Genomic DNA, 22,232 nt, shown 5'->3' with positions numbered 1-22,232 from the left:
TATTCCATTAAAAAAATTTATCATGTGGAAATACGTTAAATTTACTGAAGTAAACGTAAATTTTGCTTATAATATGAAGGAATCTATATACATAAAGGAGAATTACATGACTGAACTAACACCGCTTCATTACATTATGATTGCACTCGGTGCACTGGCACTGTTGTTCCTTATACTATGGCTGGTCGCACAGACTAGAGCGAAACGTGAACAGAACCGACTTGCTGAACAGCGTGCCGACGAGAAGCAGAAGCTGTCAGCTGAACTGCAGGATAAAGCTGAGAAAGAACGGCTGGAGCAGGATAAAGCTTTTGCGCAGCAGAAACAATCATACGACGAAACTGTCTCAAAGCAGGCACTGCAGATTGATAGTTTAAAACATCTGTCAAAAGACGGCGGCGAATATTTAACAGATATGACGCTGATTCAGCTGAAAGAACGTCTCGTGAGAAATGAGCGTATCAGACCAGAAGACATGCATGTACTTGCCAACATTTTCATACCGGGCCGTGACTTGAAGCGCACAGAGAAAATCGCGCATATCGTGCTGACAAGAACAGGTATTTACATTCTCGATTCTCATTACTGGAAAGGTCATATTTATCACGGCGTCGATCAGACACAGTTTTCGGCTGAGCCGATGTTTGAACATGTCTTCAGCCTGCTTGATATTGATCCTTATATTGAACAGACTTTGGCGATGGAACGGGACGATGAGAAGAACACAGTTTATTTCCGTTCGTTAAGAGACAATATTGAAGATTTGAAACGCCGCGCAGAATTAGTGGAGGAGACATTCCAGCTGAAATATCCAGTGACTTCTATCGCATATTTCAATAGAGAAGGTCACGATGCCGGAACGATGAACAACTACTCGCGGGATAAGAAAGTGAAAGTAGTCATCGGTGAAGAAGAACTTGAACTCTTCTTCGAGAAATATGTCTTCCACGGCCGTTTCCAGTACTCAGTAGATGAACTGGAAGAGATCCGCGATAGAATCGAACATTTAAATCCATAACATTAACCGGCCGGCAGGTCGGTTTTTTTAGTGGGAGTCAGGGTATAGAATGATAACTAATCAAAGGGGTGTCGACACATGGAAACAACAGTAACATTTCATAATGGTAATACTATGCCGCAAGTAGGACTAGGAGTCTTCAGAGTGCAGGAAGGACAGGAAGCAGTGGATGCGGTGAAACATGCGATTATTTCAGGATATAGAAGCATCGATACAGCAATGATCTATAAGAACGAGCAGTCAGTCGGCGAAGGAATCCGCCTCGGCCTCGAAGCAGCTGGAATCGATCGCAGCGAACTGTTTGTCACATCTAAAATCTGGCTGGATGATTTCGGCTTTGATACGGCAATCCAAGCGTATGAAGCATCACTTGAGCGACTCGGGCTTGATTATTTAGATTTATATTTAATCCACTGGCCGGGAACAGATACAGCGAAGTTCATCGATACATGGAAAGCGCTGGAGCAGCTGTACAACGAAGGCAAAGTAAGAAACATCGGCGTCAGCAACTTTAGCGTTGAACATATGGAAGCACTGCTGGCACAGGCTGCCGTCAAACCGGCTATCAACCAGGTGGAATTCCATCCTTACTTTGACCAGAAGCAGTTACGCGACTATTTAGCGGGCAAACAGATCGTCATGGAATCATGGTCTCCATTAATGAACGGTGAAATATTGACGAACGAGGTCATCAGTAACATCGCTGAGAAACACGGTAAGACACCGGCGCAGGTCGTTATCCGCTGGAATATCGAGAACGATGTCGTCGTCATTCCGAAATCTGTGACACCTGCCCGTATTGAAGAAAACTTGAACGTCTTTGATTTCCAGTTATCCCAGGAAGATTTATATGAGATTGAACAGTTGAACGAGGACCGTCGAATCGGTCCGGACCCAGCTGGATTCACAGGCGCATAATACAGCCATGTTAATCACTAAAGGCCCTTCTATAGAGAGGGCCTTTATTTTTTTGGCTTGAAGGCCAAAATTACTAGAAAACAGTCGAAATACTGAAGAAGTGGCCTTCAAACGCCTCCTGAAGGCCAAAATTACTAGAAAACCAGTCGAAATATTAAAGAAGTGGCCTACAAACGCCTCCTGAAGGCCAAAATTACTAGAAAACCAGTCGAAATATTAAAGAAGTGGCCTTCAAACGCCTCCTGAAGGCCAAAATTACAAAAAATCAGCAGAAATACTGAAGAAGTGGCCTTCAAACTATAAAAACTTGCAATAATATATTAAAACTGCGTCCCTATAAGAAAACAAGACAGTGGCAATGTGATGGATGATACGATATACAGCACTCCTGTCATCAAATGAGTGCGCAGTAACGTGACTGTTTCCACTGAAAATGTCGAGAATGTCGTCAGACCGCCCATTATCCCGGTTCCGAGGAACAAGTAATGATCAGTACTTACGAATATACCGAGCAGCAGTGAGCCTATAGTGTTAACCAGTAGAGTCATCCACGGAAACTTGCCGTTATACTGACTTAGAAATACACGGATACACGCACCGATCATAGCCCCGATACCTACTGTGATCATTGCGTCACCTCCCCGACTTTCATGCCGGCATAGGCCAGCAGCACTCCAAAGATAATAGTTACAGCGATGTATCCTATTCCTGACCAGACAGTTGTCTGCAGCAGTTCAATACTTTCCTTGCTGAACGTCGAAAACGTTGTGAAACTGCCGACAAATCCCGCTGTAATGCCGGTCCTTAAATTCTGATCCAGCGCCATCAACTTAACAGACAGCAGCCCGAGAATAAAGGCACCAGCGAGATTAACGGCTAATGTCCCGCCGATGTCGACCAGCATGCTTATCTCATAGCGCAGTGCGCCGCCTATAAATGCAAATATGCATACATACAAATATTTCATGCTAACCTCCATAAAAAAGAAACTGCACAAAGCGTACAATTTCTAAATAATGCCGAATAAAAATAAACCGGACAATAAGTGATAAATAATCACTACAAGAATGACCCACGGCCAGACTTTCGTCCATCTGTAGACACCTTCAGATGACTGCTCCGGATGCTTGATCGCTTTATCAATTAATACGATGCTGATGACGAGTAAAATGGCATTGACCAGACCTGTAAATAAAATAATCGCATTGATTGAGCCGAATAAACTTTTAATGACCGGATTATGAACGCTCAGAAATATACTGAGTAAGACACAGATAATAGAGAGGTAGAAAAATTTATGTCCTTTATACATAGAAGCCTCCTCAAGTAGTATGAAACCATTTTAGCATGCAGAATGGAAATTGACACGACTGTAATACTGGATTCTTTCGTTTGTAATTAGAAAAGATAAAAGTTATAGTGAAAATGACAAAACTTCAATTACAGGAGGAATCACAATGAAAGACTTGAAAGTACAAGTATTTGCGGACGGTGCTGACATCGAACAGATGAAATCAGCTTACAATAATAAAGAGGTGGATGGTTTCACAACTAACCCTTCACTCATGGCAAAAGCGGGTGTGACTGATTATAAGCAGTTTGCACTGGACGCAGTAAAAGCCATTCCGGATGCATCGATTTCATTTGAAGTTTTCGCGGATGATCTTGACACAATGCGTAAAGAAGCAGAGATTTTAAAAGGATACGGCGACAATGTCTTCGTTAAAATTCCAGTCGTTAATACACACGGCGAATCAATGATCCCGCTGATCAAAGAATTATCTGCACAGGACGTTCAGCTGAACGTGACGGCAGTGTACACAATTGAACAGGTGAAAGAAATCACTGAAGCGGTAAAAGAAGGAGTGCCGACTTACGTATCTGTATTTGCGGGAAGAATCGCGGACACAGGCGTAGACCCGCTGCCGCTGATGAAAGAAGCAGAAAAAGTATGTCACTCTAAAGAAGGCGTTATGCTGTTATGGGCAAGCTGCCGTGAACTGTACAATGTCATTCAAGCGGATGAAATCGGCTGTGACATCATTACATGTCCGGGTGATGTCGTTAAGAAGATTCCGAATATCGGTCGCGACGTTAACGAATTGTCAGTTGATACAGTAAAAGGCTTCGCAAAAGATATCGAGAAAAGCGGCTTGAAAATTTTATAAGAATGACGACGATATCCTCCTTTAAAGGGAGGATATTTTTTATTTGACATTAACTGAAAAATATTTCTAAATGTGTTCATGCAATATTGCATATAATATATTTATGAGGTATATTATTTATAGCACCTTATTCAGAATATTTACGCAATGGAAGGAGGGAAGTTGTGCCGATTAGCATTGGAGATAAAGTCATTAAAAGACGAAAAGAAGTGAAAATGACTCAATCCGAGCTGGCAAAAGATATTTGCACGCAAAGTCAAGTCAGTAGAATTGAGAAAAATGAAATCATGCCGAGTTCAGAAACACTGTTTTTAATAGCGAATAAACTGAATGTAAGTATGGATTACTTTTTCGGGGTGGAACAGGTTAATAACACCATCAGAGGTAAGAAGATATGTGAAGAATACCTTGATAGAAGAGATTATACGACTTTAGAAGTTTTTGTAGATGCCCAGTTGCAAGCAGTTATCAGTGATTATGAGTATCGTTATTTCACTTGGGTTAAAGCTGTATGCTCAGCCTATACTACAAAAGATATAGAAAATTCTATATCAAGTCTTCAAGGCTTAGCTGATCAACCAATCATTCTCTACGATCCAAGTTTGGAAGCAAGCATTTATAATTCATTAGCTATCTTTAACAGAAGTATTGGTGAGATGAGCAAAGCTGATAGAGCTATTCAGCATGCAACATATATTATAAAGAAATATGATATGTATAATGAGATTGCTGTTAAGGTGTATTATCAATATGCGAATTTGCTTATGAGAGAAAATGATTATCATCGGTGTTTAGAATATGCACAAAAAGGGTTAGAAATATGTATAGATAAAAATATCATGTATTTATTTCAGGAATTGATTTATCTCGTTTGTGGAGCTAAACAAGACTTAGGAATAATTAGTGATAAAGATAGAATGTTATATAAAATAGGCTATAATTTGTCTATTTTAAAGAATGATATATCACACATAAAATTATATGAACAAGAACTCTTAGACTATAACAATTAAAACATACTTGGAGGATACAAATTATGAAAAACAAATTAACTAAAACATTATCTTTACTAACTTTACTAGCAGTGTTATTTGGAGTAGGTACTTATACAGTAGATAAAGATACAAAACCTGCTTTTGTTGAACCTGGCGGGGATAAACATTAGTAGATAATACAATCCGAGCCCTCCAGGGTTCGGCTTTTTTATTTTGTTTTTTCTTGCAACAGATTTCTGTGAAAAGGATATCTTTCTTTTGGCGCGGCTATTTGCTAAAGTTAAGATGAAAAAAGCACCTGCAGGAGTGAGCTGCAGGTGTATAGCAAGATAGTAAAGAGGGGTATAGTTACAAATTACCCCTTTTAAAACCGGGTTAAACATGGAGGTTTATTTTGGCACAGAGACGGATGACGAACCGACAGCTTGAACTCAGGAATAAATGGATTATGACTGGCATTCTTGTATTGATCGGGGTTGCTATTTATACGATGATCAAGATGTCTACTGCGGCTTATGAAGAAAGCATGGAAGACAGGCGGATCACTGTAAATGCTACATACAAGCAGGCACGGAATCTTCAGTTGAAAGCAGGGCCTGTGATTTCTGACGGTGTCACATGGACAAGGGCAGATGCAGGTGATATCGACCGTTTCATGCAGCCGGATAAACTGTATTTCCATCCAGAGCAGCGCTATCAATTCCTGAACTTGAAGATGTCGCAGCATATTCGTGCATCGGCGCTTGATGAGCTGCTTGAAGGACAGGGCATACTGGACGGGATGGGTCATGCGTTTCATCAGGCGTCAAAGAAAGAAGATGTCAACGAGATTTATTTGATCAGCCATGCGATGCTTGAAACCGGCAAGGGCAGAAGTGAACTTGCGCGGGGAATCAAGCTGAACAAAAAAGGCGAGAGAGACGAGTCGGGCCGGCGTTATTATAACTTCTTCGGTATCGGTGCCTATGACCAAAACCCAGTGATGGACGGTGCCCGGCTGGCGCAGCAGCGCGGCTGGGACACGCCGGAGAAGGCTGTGAGAGGAGGCGCTGAGTTTATTCACAGTGAATACTTATCACGTGACAATCAGCACACGCTGTATTCGATGCGCTTCAATCCGGTAAATCCCGGCCACCATCAATATGCCACAGACGTCATGTGGGCTTATCATAATGCCCGGCAGATGGCAGCTTACTATAAGAAGATGGATCTGGAAGGCAGGTTCTTTACAAGATATTACTATAAAAAATAGCAGCTCCCCGGCATCACTTAACCGTGAACGCCAGGGAGCTTCTTTTATTATTTTTTAAACTGGTCTCTGTTACGTTTATACTGTGCGATGTTCTCCTGCTGATAGACATAAAGGTAAGCGGCGATTCCGAGCGGCACGCCGAGAATCGGTGTAGTGAATATACTTGCGATGACAATGAATAGTAAGGCCATGCCGAGCTCTCTGTTCTCCCACTGTCTGTCCTTCAAAAAATCTACTATTGTTCTGAAATCCATATGCTCATCTCCTCTATTGATTAATTAGTACAGCTTTAATTATACTCCGTACAAGTTATGGAATCACGAATAGACACTTAATTTAAGAAAACTTTAAGCTGCTGAGTACAATAGAGGAGACCCATCAAGTTATCGGAAAATTTACTTTTATTTACTTATTGTTGATTAATTCTATAAAATATATTACATTTATATTACGTTAATATTACAAAACGAGGTAATGCCATGAAATCGAAAAACTATTTATTTTATATGCCGGGGCTCGATGGTCTGCGTGCCATTTCCGTCATTGCTATTATCATTTATCATTTAAATCCGGCGATACTGCCCGGCGGTTTTCTCGGGGTCGACACGTTCTTCATCATCTCCGGCTTCCTGATTACAACACTGCTCTTAAAAGAACATCGCGAGACCGGCACTATCCGGTTGACAATCTTCTATATGAAAAGAATACGGCGGCTGTTCCCGGCCGTTCTGCTGATGATTGTGACAGTCTTCAACTACTGTCTGTTCTTTCAGCCGGCGCTCATTGAACAGCTGAGAAAAGACATCGTCGCCGTCCTGCTCTATGTGACCAACTGGTGGTACATTTATGATACGGTCGATTACTTTCAGTCATTTAATCCGAAGCCGCTGCAGCATTTATGGTCACTTGCCATCGAAGAGCAGTTCTACTTCGTATTTCCCTGTATGCTGCTGCTCTTTCTGACATTAAATAAACGCAAGCTGACACTGTTCTATTTCGCGCTCCTTGCGGTCTGTTCAGGTCTATGGATGAACTACTTATACGAGCCGGGCATGAACACGTCACGCCTCTATTTCGGGACGGACACCCGGCTGCAGACATTAATGCTCGGGGTGCTGCTCGCGTTTATCTGGCCGGTCCACCAGTTGAAGGCGAAACCGGGGGTCATGACGAGAACAATTATGAGTATTCTAGGTTTCACGGCGCTCTTCACGCTGATGGGCGCCTTCGTAGTCGTCCGTGATTCAAGCGGCTACTTATACCAGGGCGGGTTCGGTGTACTCGGCATCATCACGCTGGTCATCATCGCCTCATGTGTCTTTCCGGGCAGCCTGCTGAATCAGCTCTTAAGCTGGAAGCTGCTGACGACTATCGGCCGCTATTCATACAGCCTGTATCTCTGGCACTACCCGGTCATCGTGCTGACACATGCACATTTCAACAAAGGTGAGCTGCCGTCATACATATATGGCATCGATATCGCGCTGACAATCGGTCTCGCCGTCCTCAGCTATCACCTGGTCGAACAGCCGTTCAGAAAAGGCGTATCGCTAAAAACAGCGCCAGTCGCACTGGCACTGGCCGCTGTGACGTTATTCACCGGCTACAAATACGTCGACTACCATGCGCCGATCCAGGAAGCACGGATGACATCGACGGCAAGCATACTGCCTGAACCGAAGCCGCTCGCTAAACTACATCCCGGTACTACAGCAGAACAGCAGCTGGCGCCGCTGTTCATCGGCGATTCGCTGCTCGTTGACATCTACTATGCGCTGAAAGAAGAATACCCGGATGCAGAGATAGACGGAAAAGTCGGCCGCAATATTTATCAGGCGATTCCGCTTGCTGCCGAGTATCAGTCGTTCAATCATCCGGCCCGCAAAGTCGTGCTGCATGTCGGTACAAACGGTGACTTCACAAAAGAACACCTGGACAAACTGCTCAGCTATTTCGACAAAGCGGATGTCTTCCTGGTGACGACGAAAGTACCGCTGGATTATGAGGCGCATGTCAATCAGCTGATGAAAGAAGCGGCTGAATCACACCGGCATGTACACGTGATCGACTGGTACACAGCATCAGTGAACCATCCCGAATACTTCGCATCAGACGGCATCCATCTGGAGGCGCCGGGAGTGGAAGCGATGAAGAACCTGATCAAACAGGCGCTGACAGCAGAGTGACGTAAAAATATATTATAATATAACATGTAGATTTATTGTGTAAAATTTCCATAGTGGAAAAATAAATCTTTGAGGACAGCTCATAAGCTACAATAACGTCAAAAAGGGGTAGAGACCATGTTGCCTGAGCCGCTGATTGTACGTTATCTGGAGAATCATTACGCGAAGTATTTCGACAGACATGAGCCCTTAAAAATCACCCAGCTGAAAGACAAAGGTTATTACTATGAGTTCAACTTGTGGCGCGGCAAAGTCGTGACCATCGGGGAGTCAGTGACGAAAGTGGATCTGATGCTCTATCAGCGACCTATCGAGGAGGAATTTTCTATTACAGAGTAACCATCTATTATATGATAAATATTGAGTGAATTGCGGATTCTTTCCAGGATGGGGAGAATCCGTTTTTACGTCCTGTGAATTAGTATTCTCACTTTAAAAAAGTGAGGTAGATTAATGGATAATAAAGAGCTTGTAACAGCCATCAAGTGGCACAGAGAAAACTTAGAGATTAAAGCAAAAGACGTCGCAGCGATGTTAGGACACGTACCGTCGAAATATTCGAAGATAGAAAACGGCGAGCAGGTCATTACAGGAGTGGAATTAGTGAAGATCGCTGATTACTTTGGAATGACAGTGGATGAATTGGTTAAAGTGCCGAGTAGGAGGAAATAGATTTTAATACTTTATACCTATTATTTGTAAATTATCATATAATTATTATAAGTCTTATCTTATAGAGGTATAGTATGGAACAAAATTTTAAAGATCACTTATTAGAAACTCCAGCAGATTATAAAGTTAATCCTGAACAAATTCTAATTAATAATAAGCTACTCACTAAAGAAGAATCTATACAATATTTTTTAAATTCTTATGAACAAAAGGTAAGTCAAGAATTATCGGAGTATCTAGATCAATCATCTATTGAACTTGCTGAATACATCTCAAATCGAACCTCACAGAGTATTAAGTCTATTCCATTTCGTTTATCACTATATGGAAATAAGAGTATTGAAAAATATCGACATGAATTAACCAATGATTTTCAGTTGCTTGAAAGTAAATTAATCACGAATGATCATCAATCAGGTAATTATTTAATTAATCATCTGAAAAATGAGCTACTTACATGTGACAGTTTCGATATTATTGTTAGCTTTATAAGAGGTTCTGGTCTAAATATGTTAGTTAATACATTAAATATCTTAAGAGAGATTGGTATACAAGGTAGAATTATTACTTCTACATATATGAATGTTACAGAGCCAAAGGCACTTTCTACGTTATTAAATTATTCAAATATAAAAGTGAAAGTTTACCAAAGTAGTAAAGCTACAGATAGTTTTCATACTAAAGCATATGTTTTCCATCGCAAAAATCATTTAAGCTCCGTTATAGTCGGTTCTTCAAATATATCGGCTGCCGCTTTAAAAACGGGTGAAGAATGGAATATTCGTACATTTGAAAAAGCTAGTGATTCCATTTATCTTAAAATGATGAATCGCTTTAATAAGCTATGGTCTGATGATAAAACGAAAGAGGTAAATGAAGAATTTATAAAAAAATATGCTAATTATATGGATAATGGCAAAGTTATAAGACCATACATCAACTCATTTAACATTAGTAAAACTGAAAATTTAACAAATGAAATTAAACCTAATTCAATGCAGAAAACGGCGATAGAAAACTTACTTAATTCTATTACAAAAGGTCATAAAAGAGGCTTAGCTATTGCTGCCACTGGTACTGGTAAAACGTATCTTTCAGCCATGTGTGCACAACAAGTAGAACCAGAAAATGTACTTTTTATTGCTCATAGAATTGAACTACTAGAAGGTGCCATAAGAACTTTTAAAAATATATTTAAAGATGAACCTGTAGAAAACTTTGTTATATATAAAGGACCTAATAGGGAATTTAGTAAATTTACGTTTGCCTCAGTACAATCTTTAGCAAATGATGTCGATAATTTAGATCCACAATTATTTGATTTTATTATTATTGATGAATTTCATCATGCTACTGCTTCTACATATATGAAAATTATTGATCATTTACAGCCTAATTTCTTATTAGGATTAACAGCTACTCCCGAGAGAACAGATAACGGTGATATTTATGGGTTAGCTGAATACAACATCATAGTAGATGTTAGATTAAAACATGCATTGGAAAGTGAATTGCTAGTTCCTTTCCAATACTATGGAATTAGTGACAATACAGTAGATTTTGCAATAAACAAAGGGATCAACGAAAAGGATATAATTAAACTCTTAAGTACTAATACACGAGTAGACTTTGTGATTGAAAAGATGAGTCAATATACACTTAGTGGTTCAATGAAAGGTTTAGCATTCTGTCAAAATAAAGAACATGCTAAATATATGAATGAAGAATTTCTAAAACGTGGATTCAATTCTCAAGTACTTACGAGTGAAAATTCAGACATTGAGCGGTTAGCGGCAATAAGAAAGTTAGAAGATGAAGAAGACCCGTTAGAAATTATTTTTATAGTAGATTTGTTTAATGAAGGTATAGATATACCGAAAGTTAACTTAGTGTTATTTTTGAGACCGACTGAGTCTGCAATTATATTTACTCAACAATTAGGACGTGGTTTAAGAAAATTTGAAGGAAAAGAGTATTTAACTGTACTAGATTTTGTAACTAATGATAGAAAGAGCTATTTAGTACCTATTGCATTATCAGGCAATAAAGAGTTTGGTGGTAAAGAGAAGTTAAAATCTTTAGTAGAAAATAATTTCAATAATTTATCAGAGAATGTGCACATTGAGATGGACTATAAAACTAAAGAGAGAATTCTTAAAGCCATTGATCAACAAGATTTTATGTCTAGCGAATTTATTAAAAAAGAAATTAAACAATTTTTAGAAGTGGTAAGAATAGAAACAAAGCAAGCAGAGAAAAAGTTATCTATTCTAGACTTTTATAACTTTGAAGATGCACCCAATTTATCAATTGTTTTTAAAGGTACTTACCAATCTTTACCTGCCTTAAATAAAGCTATAAAAGAAGCAAGAGCAATAGATGAAAAAATTCTTAAAGAACCTATTACTAAATGGTTATTTGAAGAACTCACTAAACTTATACCTATTAAAAGGTTGTATGATATTTTAAGTATTTTATTGGTATTAAAGAATCAAGCAATCTCACTTGACGATATACAAAAATTTATTGAACATACGTTCTCAATTTCATTAAACCAACAAGCTCGTACAAAAATTGAATTAGCAATGAAACGAACAAGTAAGCTTCAATATCAAAAGCAAATGGTCTTTAATTGGAACGAAGAGGAACAGATATTAGAAAACCCTATAGTATTAGATAACGATATAATTAGAGAATTAGATGACTACCTATCATTTGTTGTTGCGTCTTACCAACAAGAGATAGATGTAAAATTGCTTAATCAAGAAGAAGAACTAGAGTTATACAAAGAATATTCTAGAATTGAAGTAGCAGCTTTAGTAGGTTTTGATAAAGATCTTTCTTCATGGAGGGATGGTGTTAAACAATATAAGGGTAATCATTATTTATTTGTTAATTTGGAAAAAGATCAAAATAACGTTGAAGAACATTTACTTTATGATGATTATTTTATTTCGTCTGAATACTTTCATTGGCAATCACAAAATAAAACCAGTCAACAATCACCTACAGGTCAACAGTATATTAATCATAAAAGAGATAATCATAAAATACATTTATTTGTCAGAAGAAAGAATACAGAAGATAAAAGGACATTGCCATTTTATTATGTAGGACAAGTAGATTTTGTTTCCGCAAAAGGCAATAATCCTATCTCAATAGTATGGAAACTGCAGCAACCTGTTCCTAAAGAAATATTAAATGAATTAGAATATTAGAATAGAGAACGCATGAATTTTATGCGTTCTTTATTATTTCTACAGCTGGAATATCTGCTGGGGCCCAGTTTAAAGAAAGCAGGTCAGAACGATTTAACCATTTTATTTGTGCATGTTCTGATAATTGAATACTACCTGAAGTGATAGTAGCGTAGTAGGTCGTAAGTTCAATGGTAGCAAAGTCATATTCATGAACTGTAGTAGTAACTTTCTCTAATATTTCTATAGAACAGTTCATTTCTTCTTTTAGTTCTCGTATTAATGCTTCCTCTGGAGATTCATCTTGTTCTATCTTGCCTCCAGGAAATTCCCAAAGAAGCGGTAAAGACATGGATTCACTTCTTTGAGCGCAAAGTACTTTATTATTATTTAAAATTACTGCACCGACTACTTTTATATATTTTTTCATAATACAACACCTCTTAATAAGTAAAGTATAACACTAGTGATAAAATTTAGTATAAATCACTTTAAAGTTCTATGACATCATATCTAATCATTATATTTAAATTTTTTAATATATAATTCAGCCCCGACTTCCCGTCGAGGCTGTTTTCTTTTCTTCCAAACCCAGCGCTTCCTCATACTCCGCAACAATCTCCTCTAGGACCTCCGATATATGCTTCATGATTTCTCCTTTATGCTATATATCGAAGGGAAGAACTATATTAGGCATGTTATGAATGTACTATATATTTCCATTACGTTATAATGACTTCAACACTCACCACCGAAAGGAGTTTTTCCATGCCGATGATTGCAGGTATTGATTTCATGACGACGTCGCTGTCACCTTTCGTGCAGGTTGATGCGGCACATAGTATGAGGTTTAGTCTTGGACGGTTGTCTTCGGCCGGGTTTAAAGGGCTGCTTGCAGCGCTTCAGGCAGACGGGCTGGATATGGCGGTTGTCAGGCGAGCGGAACATAGCGGGCGGGTTCGTCGGTTTCAGCTTTTCCGTGTGCTGCGGATCACGAACTGGCGGGAGGTCACTGGTGCTGATGGCTTGAGGTTCATCATTGTGTCACATGTGTCTGCACAGGATATGCTGAATTATTACCGCATGTATCGCAGGAAGTCGAGTATGCCGATATGCACTTATTTCTACAACGATACGCTGTTCATCAGAATCAGCCCGTTATATGTCGACGTTGTTGCTGATGACGCTGAATTGATCACGCGGCTGAAGGATGTGTTTGCAGGTGATTACCGGACGGACTTCGATGCGCTGCTGCCGATTAGTGAGGGAGAGTGGGGGTAAGCGCGGTGAACTTCAGAAAGATTGTCTTTATTTAATAAACCCGCCGTGCTGCGCAGTCCGGCGGGTTTCTGTGATATGTGAGTGTCAGCTTTCGTTGATGCCTGCTGCTGCACGGAGGCCGCTGAAAATACAGCCGCCGAGAAATGTACCTTCCAGTGCGCTGTAGCCGTGCACACCGCCGCCGCCGAACCCTGCGACTTCTCCTGCTGCATAGAGGCCGTTGATGAGCCGGCCGTCTTTGTGGAAGACCTGGCTGTTCAGGTCCGTCTGTATGCCGCCCAGTGTCTTTCGGCTGATGATGTTCAGTCTGACGGCGATCAGCGGCCGGCCGTCAAGCAGTTTGTGCGGCTTCGCAGTGCGCACCAGCTTGTCGCCTAAAAAGTGCCGCGTGTCATGGATCGCTGTGATCTGCGGGTCTTTGCTGAAGGGATTGTCGAGCTGGCTGTCCCGCGCTTCGATCTGGCGTCTCAGCTTATCGTAGTTGATGAGCTCACTGCCGGCTAACTTATTCATCCCCCGCACGAGTGCAGGCAGGTTGGCAGCACGGACGAAGTCCTCGCCGTCTGTCTTGAACTTGTTGACCGGCCCTGTGCCGTCACTGAACAGCCGCTCCCGGATGATCTGCCTGATATCTTTGTTCGTGAGGTCAGGGTTCTGCTCCGACCCTGAGAGTGCGAACTCCTTGTTCATGATGTCTTCTGTCAGCACGAACCACGAGTAATCATAGCCGGTCTTCATAATGGATTCGAGTGTATGCAGCGTGTCAAACCCCGGGTAATCCGGCGCATCGAAACGATTGCCTTCAGCATCGAACCACATGGATGACGGCCCCGGGATGATGCGGATGCCGTGATTGTTCCAGATCGGCGTATGGTTTTTCAGCCCTTCTGTGTAATGCCACATTCTGTCCTTGTTGACGAGACGGACGCCGGCATCCTCGCTGATCTGCAGCATCCTGCCGTCCGTTGAATCAGGTACCCCTTGAACCATGTGTTCGGGTGCTCGGCCGAGACGAGCGGGCCAGTTCTGCTTGATCAGCTCATGGTTAGCACCGATGCCGCCGGTCGTGATGATCAGTGTGTCGACGTCAAACGCAAACTGGCCGATGACTTCCCGCGAGGACGGAGCGCCGCGTTCCACGTCGCTCGGCACGAGAATGTTGCCGGAGACCGCGGTGATCTGATGACCGACAATCTTGATGTCTGTCACTTGATGACGTTCCAGCAGCTGGAAACGCTTATGGTTGAGCACAAAATCTGCGAACGGCTGGACAAGTCCCGGGCCGGTCCCCCAAGTGATATGGAATCTCGGCACGGAGTTGCCGTGACCGTCCGCACGAGTGCCGCCGCGTTCAGCCCAGCCGAGCACAGGTGACAGCTTGATGCCCATCGATTTCAAATAGTCTTCTTTGTCGAACGCCGCAAACCGGACGTACGCTTCAGCCCATGCGCTTGCCCAATGGTCCTCGTCGTCCAGCCGGTCGAAGCGTGCAGTGCCCAGCCAGTCGTTCAGCGCAAGTTCGTAGGAATCCTTGACTTTGTATTTTCGCTGCACTGTGAAATCGACGAGAAACAGCCCGCCGAATGACCAGAACGCCTGACCGCCGACTGCCTGACGCGGTTCCTGGTCGAGCATAACGACTTCATGCCCCGCCTTTAATAACTCTGCTGCTGCTGTCAGTCCGCTGAGTCCTGCCCCGATAATAAACACTTTTTTCATGTTACCAGCTCCTCTTATTTTGTTGACAGCCTCTACTTCAAAACTATTGTAACCTATTAAGAAGATGAGATAAAATATTCACTGATCCCGGCCTCAACTCTTTATTTCAAGAGTCTGCGATGTGTTATAATATAATCACTGGAGACTATGGCAGAAGGGAGATAACGATGAAATATTTACATTATTTGATAGCCTGTCAGGAACAGGATCTCGAAGCGATGAAAACCATTCTTGCTAGCGACGCGAAGCTGACCATCATTTCAGAAGATGGTTCAGAGTTTAAAGGAGATTATCATCATCTGATACATTCTTTAGGTGATTATTTCAGTACTGAATGTGTATGGGATTTTGATGTGCTCCACCGGGCAGAGCGTCGGCACGAGGAACTCGTGGTAATTAAGGCGACACGGGAAAATGTCACGACGCAGAAGAGCGGGGCGTATCTCTGGCTGCTGACGTTTGACACAAACAAGATAGATCATTATTTGAAGCGTGTGTATGTTGAGGTCATCAATCCTTTAAAAGCTGAATGATAGCGCGTGTCTGGTTGCTGCATTGCTGTAGCAGGAGCGGAGCTTTCCAGAAATAGCTGTTATATCAAAAAATCTTGATGAAAGAGCAGAGGTTTAATTATGACATACTTGCATATGCTTATGGCATGCCAGCATCAGAATATTGACGAAATAATGAGTATGATGGATGAAGAGACCCGGGTGCACATCATCCGGCAGGACGGCTCTGAACTGAAATTGTCTTATCATGAGATCAGTAGATGGCTAGAGCCGATATTCGAAGACAATCATACATGGGACTTTGATCTGATCCATAAGACAGAGCGCAGCGATGAAGATATCATTATCGTCCATGCGAGCCGCGAGAAGGAAGCGGGTCAGGAGACGAGTGAGTCATTATGGATAATGACGTTCACTGAAGAGGACGGCCATCATTTGCTGAAGCGCGTCTATGTGGAGAAATTGAAAAGTTTTGATTGATGAACATGCGCCCGAGGCTGTCCAAACGAATATCACCGGACTATTCGCGGGAAACATGGTGTATACAAAACAACCTCCGATTTCGCTCTGAAATCGGAGGTTGTTATTATTGTATGCTTTCTGCTTGTTTCACTGCATCCGGGATATCCAGTTTTTTCAGTTCGTTGATCTTGTCGAATGTCGTGACGGCGTTGTTAGACACAGTTGTGTTGTCGTTTGTCAGCGTCAGCTTATTCGTGATATCTTCGATCTGCTTGTCTTTATTGAACATCACGATGATGGAGCCTTGAATCCCGGGGTATTTTTTTTCGAGTGCGTTGATGGCTTTTCGGTTCTCTGTCGTGTTGCCAAACAATGCTTTATATTTCTTGTAGTCACTGAATGTCTCAGTTAACGTATAGCCGTTGTTTTTCTCATACTTCGCACCTTTCAGCTGGTCGATCAGCTTGAACTGAGAATTGTAGAGCAGCGGTTCTGTCTGTGAGACCATCTGAGAGCCGACGTAAGTCGAAGCATCGATCCATTGGTTGTTCTGTTTCAGCACTGTCTTCTTGTCATAGACGTAAAAGACGGTGCTTTCTTTGTTATCTTTTATTGTTACTTTCTGGTTATGCTGCTCATCAATCATCAGGCCGAAATCAATGACTGACTGGTTGCTGCCGTCGTTAATGTTGTTTTTATAAGTGGACGCATAAGAATTGACGTTTTTAGCAGCTGCTTTGGCGGCTTTGATCAGTGACGTCGTATTAGTCACTTTGTTCGTATGGTCTGTTTTATTCGTTGTTTCTTTGTCATGGCCGCACGCAGTCATGACAACAGTAGAAGCGAGCAGTGTCGCAAGTAGTTGTTTTTTCATGTGTTCCTCCTAGTGATTGGCTGCGGGTTTCCTTCTGCGTTTCAAAGGATCCAGCAGGCGTTCGATAAAGCCGAGGATGATATCAGCAAGGACGGCCATAAGAGCCGTCGGAATAGCACCTGCCAGTATGATAGCCTGGCCGCTTGTCGCGTTAGTTCCGCGGATGATAATATCACCGAGGCTTGGTGCACCGATGAATGAACCGATAGCAGTGACACCGATTGCGATGACCAGTGCAATGCGGATGCCGGCGATGATAACAGATAAGCTCAGCGGCAGCTCAATCATAGTCAGCTGCTGGCGTTTTGTCATCCCCATTCCGCGGCCCGCATCAATGATATGGGCTTCCACCGAACGGATGCCGGTGTACGTGTTTTTGATGATCGGTAGCAGTGAATACAGAAATACTGCTGTGATCACTGTCGTCCTGCCAAGTCCGAGCGCCAGCATCAGTATCGCGAGCAGCGCAATTGCGGGCACTGTCTGAATGATGTTCGCGATGGCGATGACCGGCCCGACAAGTCTTGAATGCCGGGCAATCCATATACCGACCGGGATACCGACAATCGCGCCGAGTACAACGCCGTAAATACTGATCAGAAAGTGGTCGAGGAACAGCTGGAAGACGTAATGATAGTTGTCACGGAAATAAGCAAAGAACTGCTCGAATATGTTAAGTTTCTCCATCAGTTTTGTCCTCCATCGAAGTAATGATGCTGCTTCAAATATTCCTCGGCAACGACTGCAGGCTCTTTAAGGTCGTTATCCACTTCATAGTTCAGCTTCTGCATCTGTTCAGTCGTGATTGTGTTCTTCATGCGCTGCAGCAGCTTTTTCACTTCTGGATTCTTCTTCAGCAGCATGTTGTCAGCGACAGGGTTGGCATCATAAGGCGGGAAGAAATGCAGGTCATCCTTTAACACAACGAGGTCATAGCTCTGAATTCTGCCGTCTGTCGTATAGCCGAGCACGATGTCCATCTTGCCGGCCTTGACCGCTTCATAGACGAGACCAATCTGCATCGGCTTCGTATCAGCAAAAGCGAAACCATATTTCTTTGTGAACGCTTCATAGCCGTCGCCTTTACGTTTCATCCATGAAGAATCGACGCCTGCTTTCAATTTCGGCGCATATTTTTTTAAATCACTGACATTTTTCAGATGATATTTCGCAGCTGTTTCTTTTGTCACCATAAAGGCATAAGTGTTTTCAAAACCATAGGAATCAAAATAAGTCTCGTTGAATCGTTGCTTGAACGCTTTCGTCACAACTTTCCGTGCTTTCTTAGGGTCAGTGATGGGGTCCATACCAAGTGGTCCCGTCAGATCGGTCCCTGTATAACGGGCGCTTGAGATGTTGGCATCACCATTCAGCATCGCCTGATGGACGACTGTTCCTGAACCTAGATTGTTGATGATTTCGACAGGATCGTCTGTCTCATGTTCAATCAGCAGGCGGATCATGTGCGCCAGTATTTGACTCTCTGTCGTGTAGACAGAGGCAATCTTGATCGTCTCCTTCTGCTGATTACCGCAGCCGGATAGTAGAACGAGGCAGGCGAGCAGAGTGATTATATATCTCTTCATCTTATCGCTCTCCTTTATTGATAGTCAGGCCGGTCGGCGTCACCCAGCGTTCAACAAGTGCCAGTATACCGTCTATAATGAGTGCCAGTAACGTGACGATCACAGCGCCGGCAATAATCAGTTCGGGCTGATATAAGTTCAGACCGTTGAAAATAAAATCGCCGAGTCCGCCGGCACCGATATAGGAAGCGAGTGTCGCCCAGCTGATGGCATAAACGGCTGACAGTCTGATACCGCTCATAATGACAGGTATCGCGAGCGGGAACTCGACTAGACGCAGCAGCTGGTCTGATGTCATGCCCATGGCACGACCTGCCTGAATCGCTGTCGGGTCAACGGCTTTCACACCGAGATAAGTATTGTTCAGTATCGGCAGCAAGACATATAAAAACAACGCGATGACCGCAGGCAGTGTACCGATGCCGAAGAACGGAATCATCATCGCTAAAATGGCAAGCGAAGGCACGGTCTGCAGCACGCTGGTCAGTGATAATACAATTTTTGCCGTTCTCTTTGTATGGGTCAGCAGTATGCCGAGCGGAACTGCGATAATGACTGCTGCTAGAAGAGAGAGCAGCGAGATGGACAAGTGTTCCATCGTCTTTGTGAGCAGCTCTTCTTTATTGTGCTGGATAAAGTCAATCATCGTTATTCCTCCTCAGTACCCCAGATCGTGTCATAGACGATGTCCACTAAGTTGGCACGTGTAATAACGCCGACGATATGCTTCTTGTTGTCAATGACAGGAATGATGCGGATGTTACGCTTGAGAATCGTCCGCACTGTATCCTGCAGCATGACACCACTTCTAACGGAATATGTATCCGTGCGCATGATCTGTGACAGGCTCTGGAATTTCGTATGGGAGACGAGCAGGTCTTCAATGTCGACATAGCCGAGCAGGACATTCTGGTTGTCTGTGACAAACAATGTATCGACGCGACGTTCGCGCATCACCTCAATCGCCTCGTTGATGGATTTCTCGGCAGTGATTGTAATCGCGCGGACCATCGCTTCATCAACTGTACGGACGTTAGGACGGTCCTGAATCAGACGGTTCTCACCGATGAAGTCACGGACGAAGTCGCTGGCCGGATGACTCAGTATATTGTTCGGTGTATCCAGCTGGATGACTTCACCGTGACTCATGATGACGATGCGGTCCGCCAGCTTGATCGCTTCGTCCATGTCGTGTGTGACCATGATGAATGTCTTATTGAATTTGACCTGCAGCTCTTTCACTAAGTCCTGCAGCGTGTCACGTGTAATCGGATCAAGTGCACCGAACGGCTCATCCATCAAGATGATTTCCTGGTCGGCAGCAAGCGCACGGATGACACCGATACGCTGCTGCTGGCCGCCTGATAGCTGCGCCGGGTACATATCGAGGTAGGACACTGGCAGGTCAACAAGTTGGATTAATTCCTCAGCTTTTTTGTTCTTCTCTTCTTCAGACCATTTAAGTAGTTTAGGGACGAGCGTGATATTGTCTCTGATTGTCATGTGAGGAAGTAATCCAATCTGTTGAATGACGTAGCCGATGCTTCTGCGGAGCGTCACCGGATTCATCTGCTGGATATTTCTGCCGTTCAGCAGTATTTCACCGCTTGTCGGTTCAATCATGCGGTTGAGCATTCTCATAGCGGTCGTTTTACCTGAGCCGCTTGTCCCGATAAAAGCGATGAATTCCCCTTTATTGATTGTCAGATCAAGATCGGAAACGGCTTTTTTACCACCCCGGTATACTTTGGAAACATGTTTGATCTCTAGCATAAAATCCTCCATTATCGCTTTGAAATTTATTGGTGATTCATAACTATATATCTTATCATAAGAATAGGGTAATAGATACGTACGAGCAACTAAGAAGATATGAAGGAGCGCACTATGAAAATCGCAGTCATCGGTGGCGGCATTGCAGGCTACCACGTGATCAACTATTTAATGAAAAGCAAGCAGCAAAAGCGGATAACAGTGACATTATTCGACGACAAAACTCATCTTGGGCGCGGGCACGCATTTCAGGAAGATGATCCGGAGCTTCTGCTGAACTATCCATCCAATTTGATATCACTTAAAAAGAATAAGCCGGATGACTTCTATCAGTGGGTCAAAACGCAGTCACTCGAAGACATCCGTGAGGAAGGGGATAATAGAGATGAAGAAGGAAATATCTACTTTTCGCGGCGGCTGTTCGGTGATTACGTCCAGCACAAAATGCAGCAGCTTACCGCTAATAGCAATGTAACTGTCATTACAGAGCGCGTCTCAACTGTTAAAAGAACAGGGCGGCGCTGGACGCTGACGGCAGGAGATAAGGCTGAGCAGTTTGACTATGTCTTTTTAGTGCCTGGTCAGCTGCCGGCGCTGGACCCGTACAGATTGACAGGAACGGCGGGTTATATCGACTGGCCGTATCCTCTTGACCAGCTCGCAGTACATCCCGATAAAACATATGCTGTCATCGGCAGCGGGCTGTCCGGGCTCGACTGCATCCGCTATTTGACGGACAAAGGTGTGAACACGGTCACAGTGGCTTCACGAAGCGGTCAAGTACAGGCGGTCCGCGGTCAGATGAAGACGTACCGGTTTAAATACTTTACGACAAAGACGTTTGATAAAATCAAGCGGAAACATAACGATCAGCTGCCGCTCGAGGAACTGATTCATGTCTTCAAAAAGGAATGTGACTACCAGGGCGTGGACTATGCGCGCTGGTTTAACGTGAACCGCAGCCGACCTAAAGAGGCATTGAAGCATGATATTAGCAGCCATAAGGAAATCGGCGGGATTCACAGCATCCTTTACCAGATGCAGCACCACGGCTTTGAACTGTGGCCGTACATGACGCGCCGGGATAAAGCGATATTTTTAGCGGAATATGAGCCGCTGCTGAAAGAAAACATGAATCCGATGCCGGAGTCGAGCGGTGAGGAACTGCTCGCACTGCTTGAGGACAACCGGACAGTGATTAAGGGCGGTCTGCATCACGTCGAATACAAGTACCGGAAATACCGGCTGCAGTATGAAGACGGTACAGAAGACCGAGTGCATTACGTCATCAATGCGACAGGACCGGCGAAGCATATTCACGAGACGGACGCCGGTGAGCTCGTTGAAACACTGCTTGATGACAGTCTGATCGCTGAAAATCCATACGGCGGCATCCAGGTCATGCCGCATGATAACCGCGTCATCAGTCCGAAGTACGGAGTCATGGATAATTTGATGGTGCTCGGTCAGATGACAGGCGGCGTTAACTACGGCAATAACGGTGTCTATGAACTGCTGCTTGAGGCGAAGCGGGTCGTTAAATACTTTTACAGTAGGCTGTAATCGTGATAAAAAAGAGTTATGACCGATAAATGTCATTTATGCATCATAACTATGAG

At 43.2% G+C, this 22,232-nt stretch carries 25 protein-coding genes; 14 read left to right on the top strand and 11 right to left on the bottom strand.

The annotated features are described in order from the left end of the window. Positions 1-106: 106 nt before the first annotated feature. Together KFV11_RS08285 and KFV11_RS08280 are read left to right on the top strand one after the other, a co-directional pair. Entirely contained in the window at positions 107-1,018 is a 912-nt protein-coding gene (locus tag KFV11_RS08285; protein WP_254249686.1) for a nuclease-related domain-containing protein, read from the top strand. 78 nt (positions 1,019-1,096) lie between these two features. After that, positions 1,097-1,936 (top strand): aldo/keto reductase, encoded by an 840-nt coding sequence (locus KFV11_RS08280; protein ID WP_254249685.1) that lies wholly within the window; start codon positions 1,097-1,099, stop codon positions 1,934-1,936. Between the two features lie 320 nt (positions 1,937-2,256). On the opposite strand, the gene KFV11_RS08275 is transcribed toward KFV11_RS08280, so the two are convergent. The 3 genes from KFV11_RS08275 to KFV11_RS08265 are packed head-to-tail and all read right to left on the bottom strand — an operon-like array spanning position 2,257 to position 3,248. Further along, positions 2,257-2,565, bottom strand: coding sequence for a fluoride efflux transporter FluC (locus KFV11_RS08275; protein WP_254249684.1), 309 nt, complete (start codon positions 2,563-2,565; stop codon positions 2,257-2,259). Further along, positions 2,562-2,903, bottom strand: a complete 342-nt coding sequence (locus tag KFV11_RS08270; protein ID WP_170234578.1) for a fluoride efflux transporter FluC — start codon at positions 2,901-2,903, stop codon at positions 2,562-2,564. The genes KFV11_RS08275 and KFV11_RS08270 overlap by 4 nt, the downstream gene beginning before the upstream one ends. 42 nt (positions 2,904-2,945) lie before the next feature. Further along, entirely contained in the window at positions 2,946-3,248 is a 303-nt protein-coding gene (locus tag KFV11_RS08265) for a hypothetical protein (protein ID WP_149459338.1), read from the bottom strand. A gap of 145 nt (positions 3,249-3,393) precedes the next feature. Here KFV11_RS08265 and KFV11_RS08260 point away from each other — a divergent pair, with 145 nt between their 5' ends. The 4 genes from KFV11_RS08260 (at position 3,394) to KFV11_RS08250 (ending at position 6,351) form a co-directional block, all read left to right on the top strand. Then, positions 3,394-4,104: a transaldolase gene (locus tag KFV11_RS08260; protein ID WP_149459337.1), complete on the top strand. Its 711-nt coding sequence runs from the start codon at positions 3,394-3,396 to the stop codon at positions 4,102-4,104. A 164-nt stretch (positions 4,105-4,268) separates the two neighbouring features. Next, complete coding sequence (locus tag KFV11_RS08255) at positions 4,269-5,117, top strand: helix-turn-helix domain-containing protein (protein WP_254249683.1); 849 nt, start codon at positions 4,269-4,271, stop codon at positions 5,115-5,117. A gap of 23 nt (positions 5,118-5,140) precedes the next feature. Further along, positions 5,141-5,269, top strand: a complete 129-nt coding sequence (locus KFV11_RS11705) for a hypothetical protein (protein WP_302054836.1) — start codon at positions 5,141-5,143, stop codon at positions 5,267-5,269. A gap of 224 nt (positions 5,270-5,493) precedes the next feature. Beyond that, on the top strand, positions 5,494-6,351 hold the full coding sequence (locus tag KFV11_RS08250; protein WP_254249682.1) for an N-acetylglucosaminidase: 858 nt from the start codon (positions 5,494-5,496) through the stop codon (positions 6,349-6,351). 47 nt (positions 6,352-6,398) lie between these two features. Here the strand turns inward: KFV11_RS08250 and KFV11_RS08245 are convergent, their stop codons facing one another. Continuing rightward, on the bottom strand, positions 6,399-6,605 hold the full coding sequence (locus KFV11_RS08245; protein WP_254249681.1) for a VraH family peptide resistance protein: 207 nt from the start codon (positions 6,603-6,605) through the stop codon (positions 6,399-6,401). A gap of 225 nt (positions 6,606-6,830) precedes the next feature. Here KFV11_RS08245 and KFV11_RS08240 point away from each other — a divergent pair, with 225 nt between their 5' ends. From KFV11_RS08240 to KFV11_RS08225, 4 genes are all read left to right on the top strand, one after another. After that, positions 6,831-8,537, top strand: a complete 1,707-nt coding sequence (locus KFV11_RS08240) for an acyltransferase family protein (protein ID WP_254249680.1) — start codon at positions 6,831-6,833, stop codon at positions 8,535-8,537. 117 nt (positions 8,538-8,654) lie between these two features. Then, on the top strand, positions 8,655-8,876 hold the full coding sequence (locus KFV11_RS08235) for a hypothetical protein (RefSeq protein ID WP_254249679.1): 222 nt from the start codon (positions 8,655-8,657) through the stop codon (positions 8,874-8,876). A 114-nt stretch (positions 8,877-8,990) separates the two neighbouring features. After that, a complete protein-coding gene (locus KFV11_RS08230; RefSeq protein ID WP_254249678.1) occupies positions 8,991-9,209 on the top strand; it encodes a helix-turn-helix domain-containing protein in 219 nt (72 codons plus the stop codon). 74 nt (positions 9,210-9,283) lie between these two features. Continuing rightward, positions 9,284-12,427: a DUF3427 domain-containing protein gene (locus KFV11_RS08225; RefSeq protein ID WP_254249677.1), complete on the top strand. Its 3,144-nt coding sequence runs from the start codon at positions 9,284-9,286 to the stop codon at positions 12,425-12,427. A 19-nt stretch (positions 12,428-12,446) separates the two neighbouring features. On the opposite strand, the gene KFV11_RS08220 is transcribed toward KFV11_RS08225, so the two are convergent. Next, a complete protein-coding gene (locus tag KFV11_RS08220; RefSeq protein ID WP_254249676.1) occupies positions 12,447-12,836 on the bottom strand; it encodes a (deoxy)nucleoside triphosphate pyrophosphohydrolase in 390 nt (129 codons plus the stop codon). Positions 12,837-13,174: 338 nt separating this feature from the next. Between KFV11_RS08220 and KFV11_RS08215 the strand changes: the two genes are divergently transcribed. Beyond that, entirely contained in the window at positions 13,175-13,687 is a 513-nt protein-coding gene (locus KFV11_RS08215) for a hypothetical protein (protein WP_254249675.1), read from the top strand. A gap of 84 nt (positions 13,688-13,771) precedes the next feature. Here KFV11_RS08215 and KFV11_RS08210 read toward each other — a convergent pair whose 3' ends face one another. Further along, a complete protein-coding gene (locus tag KFV11_RS08210) occupies positions 13,772-15,406 on the bottom strand; it encodes an FAD-binding dehydrogenase (RefSeq protein ID WP_254249674.1) in 1,635 nt (544 codons plus the stop codon). Positions 15,407-15,573: 167 nt separating this feature from the next. Here KFV11_RS08210 and KFV11_RS08205 point away from each other — a divergent pair, with 167 nt between their 5' ends. Both KFV11_RS08205 and KFV11_RS08200 read left to right on the top strand, forming a co-directional pair. Next, positions 15,574-15,939: a hypothetical protein gene (locus KFV11_RS08205; protein ID WP_254249673.1), complete on the top strand. Its 366-nt coding sequence runs from the start codon at positions 15,574-15,576 to the stop codon at positions 15,937-15,939. Between the two features lie 120 nt (positions 15,940-16,059). Beyond that, the gene (locus tag KFV11_RS08200) at positions 16,060-16,398 is read left to right on the top strand and encodes a nuclear transport factor 2 family protein (protein ID WP_254249672.1); all 339 of its coding nucleotides are present in this window, start codon (positions 16,060-16,062) and stop codon (positions 16,396-16,398) included. 106 nt (positions 16,399-16,504) lie between these two features. On the opposite strand, the gene KFV11_RS08195 is transcribed toward KFV11_RS08200, so the two are convergent. From KFV11_RS08195 to KFV11_RS08175, 5 genes are read right to left on the bottom strand one after another with little or no spacing between them, the layout of a single operon-like run. Then, positions 16,505-17,254 carry a hypothetical protein gene (locus tag KFV11_RS08195; RefSeq protein WP_254249671.1) on the bottom strand — a complete coding sequence of 250 codons (750 nt, stop codon included), beginning with the start codon at positions 17,252-17,254 and terminating at the stop codon, positions 16,505-16,507. 9 nt (positions 17,255-17,263) lie between these two features. Continuing rightward, on the bottom strand, positions 17,264-17,941 hold the full coding sequence (locus KFV11_RS08190) for an ABC transporter permease (RefSeq protein WP_254249670.1): 678 nt from the start codon (positions 17,939-17,941) through the stop codon (positions 17,264-17,266). Continuing rightward, complete coding sequence (locus KFV11_RS08185; RefSeq protein WP_254249669.1) at positions 17,941-18,840, bottom strand: osmoprotectant ABC transporter substrate-binding protein; 900 nt, start codon at positions 18,838-18,840, stop codon at positions 17,941-17,943. The genes KFV11_RS08190 and KFV11_RS08185 overlap by 1 nt, the downstream gene beginning before the upstream one ends. A gap of 1 nt (position 18,841) precedes the next feature. Continuing rightward, complete coding sequence (locus tag KFV11_RS08180) at positions 18,842-19,486, bottom strand: ABC transporter permease (protein ID WP_149459465.1); 645 nt, start codon at positions 19,484-19,486, stop codon at positions 18,842-18,844. 2 nt (positions 19,487-19,488) lie between these two features. Continuing rightward, positions 19,489-20,613 (bottom strand): betaine/proline/choline family ABC transporter ATP-binding protein, encoded by a 1,125-nt coding sequence (locus tag KFV11_RS08175; RefSeq protein WP_254249668.1) that lies wholly within the window; start codon positions 20,611-20,613, stop codon positions 19,489-19,491. 114 nt (positions 20,614-20,727) lie between these two features. Between KFV11_RS08175 and KFV11_RS08170 the strand changes: the two genes are divergently transcribed. Beyond that, positions 20,728-22,176 carry an FAD/NAD(P)-binding protein gene (locus KFV11_RS08170; RefSeq protein WP_254249667.1) on the top strand — a complete coding sequence of 483 codons (1,449 nt, stop codon included), beginning with the start codon at positions 20,728-20,730 and terminating at the stop codon, positions 22,174-22,176. Positions 22,177-22,232 lie beyond the last annotated feature (56 nt).

Source organism: Macrococcus equipercicus, assembly GCF_024205945.1.
Lineage (GTDB): Bacteria > Bacillota > Bacilli > Staphylococcales > Staphylococcaceae > Macrococcus > Macrococcus equipercicus.
This window is presented reverse-complemented; position numbering and strand designations above follow the sequence as displayed.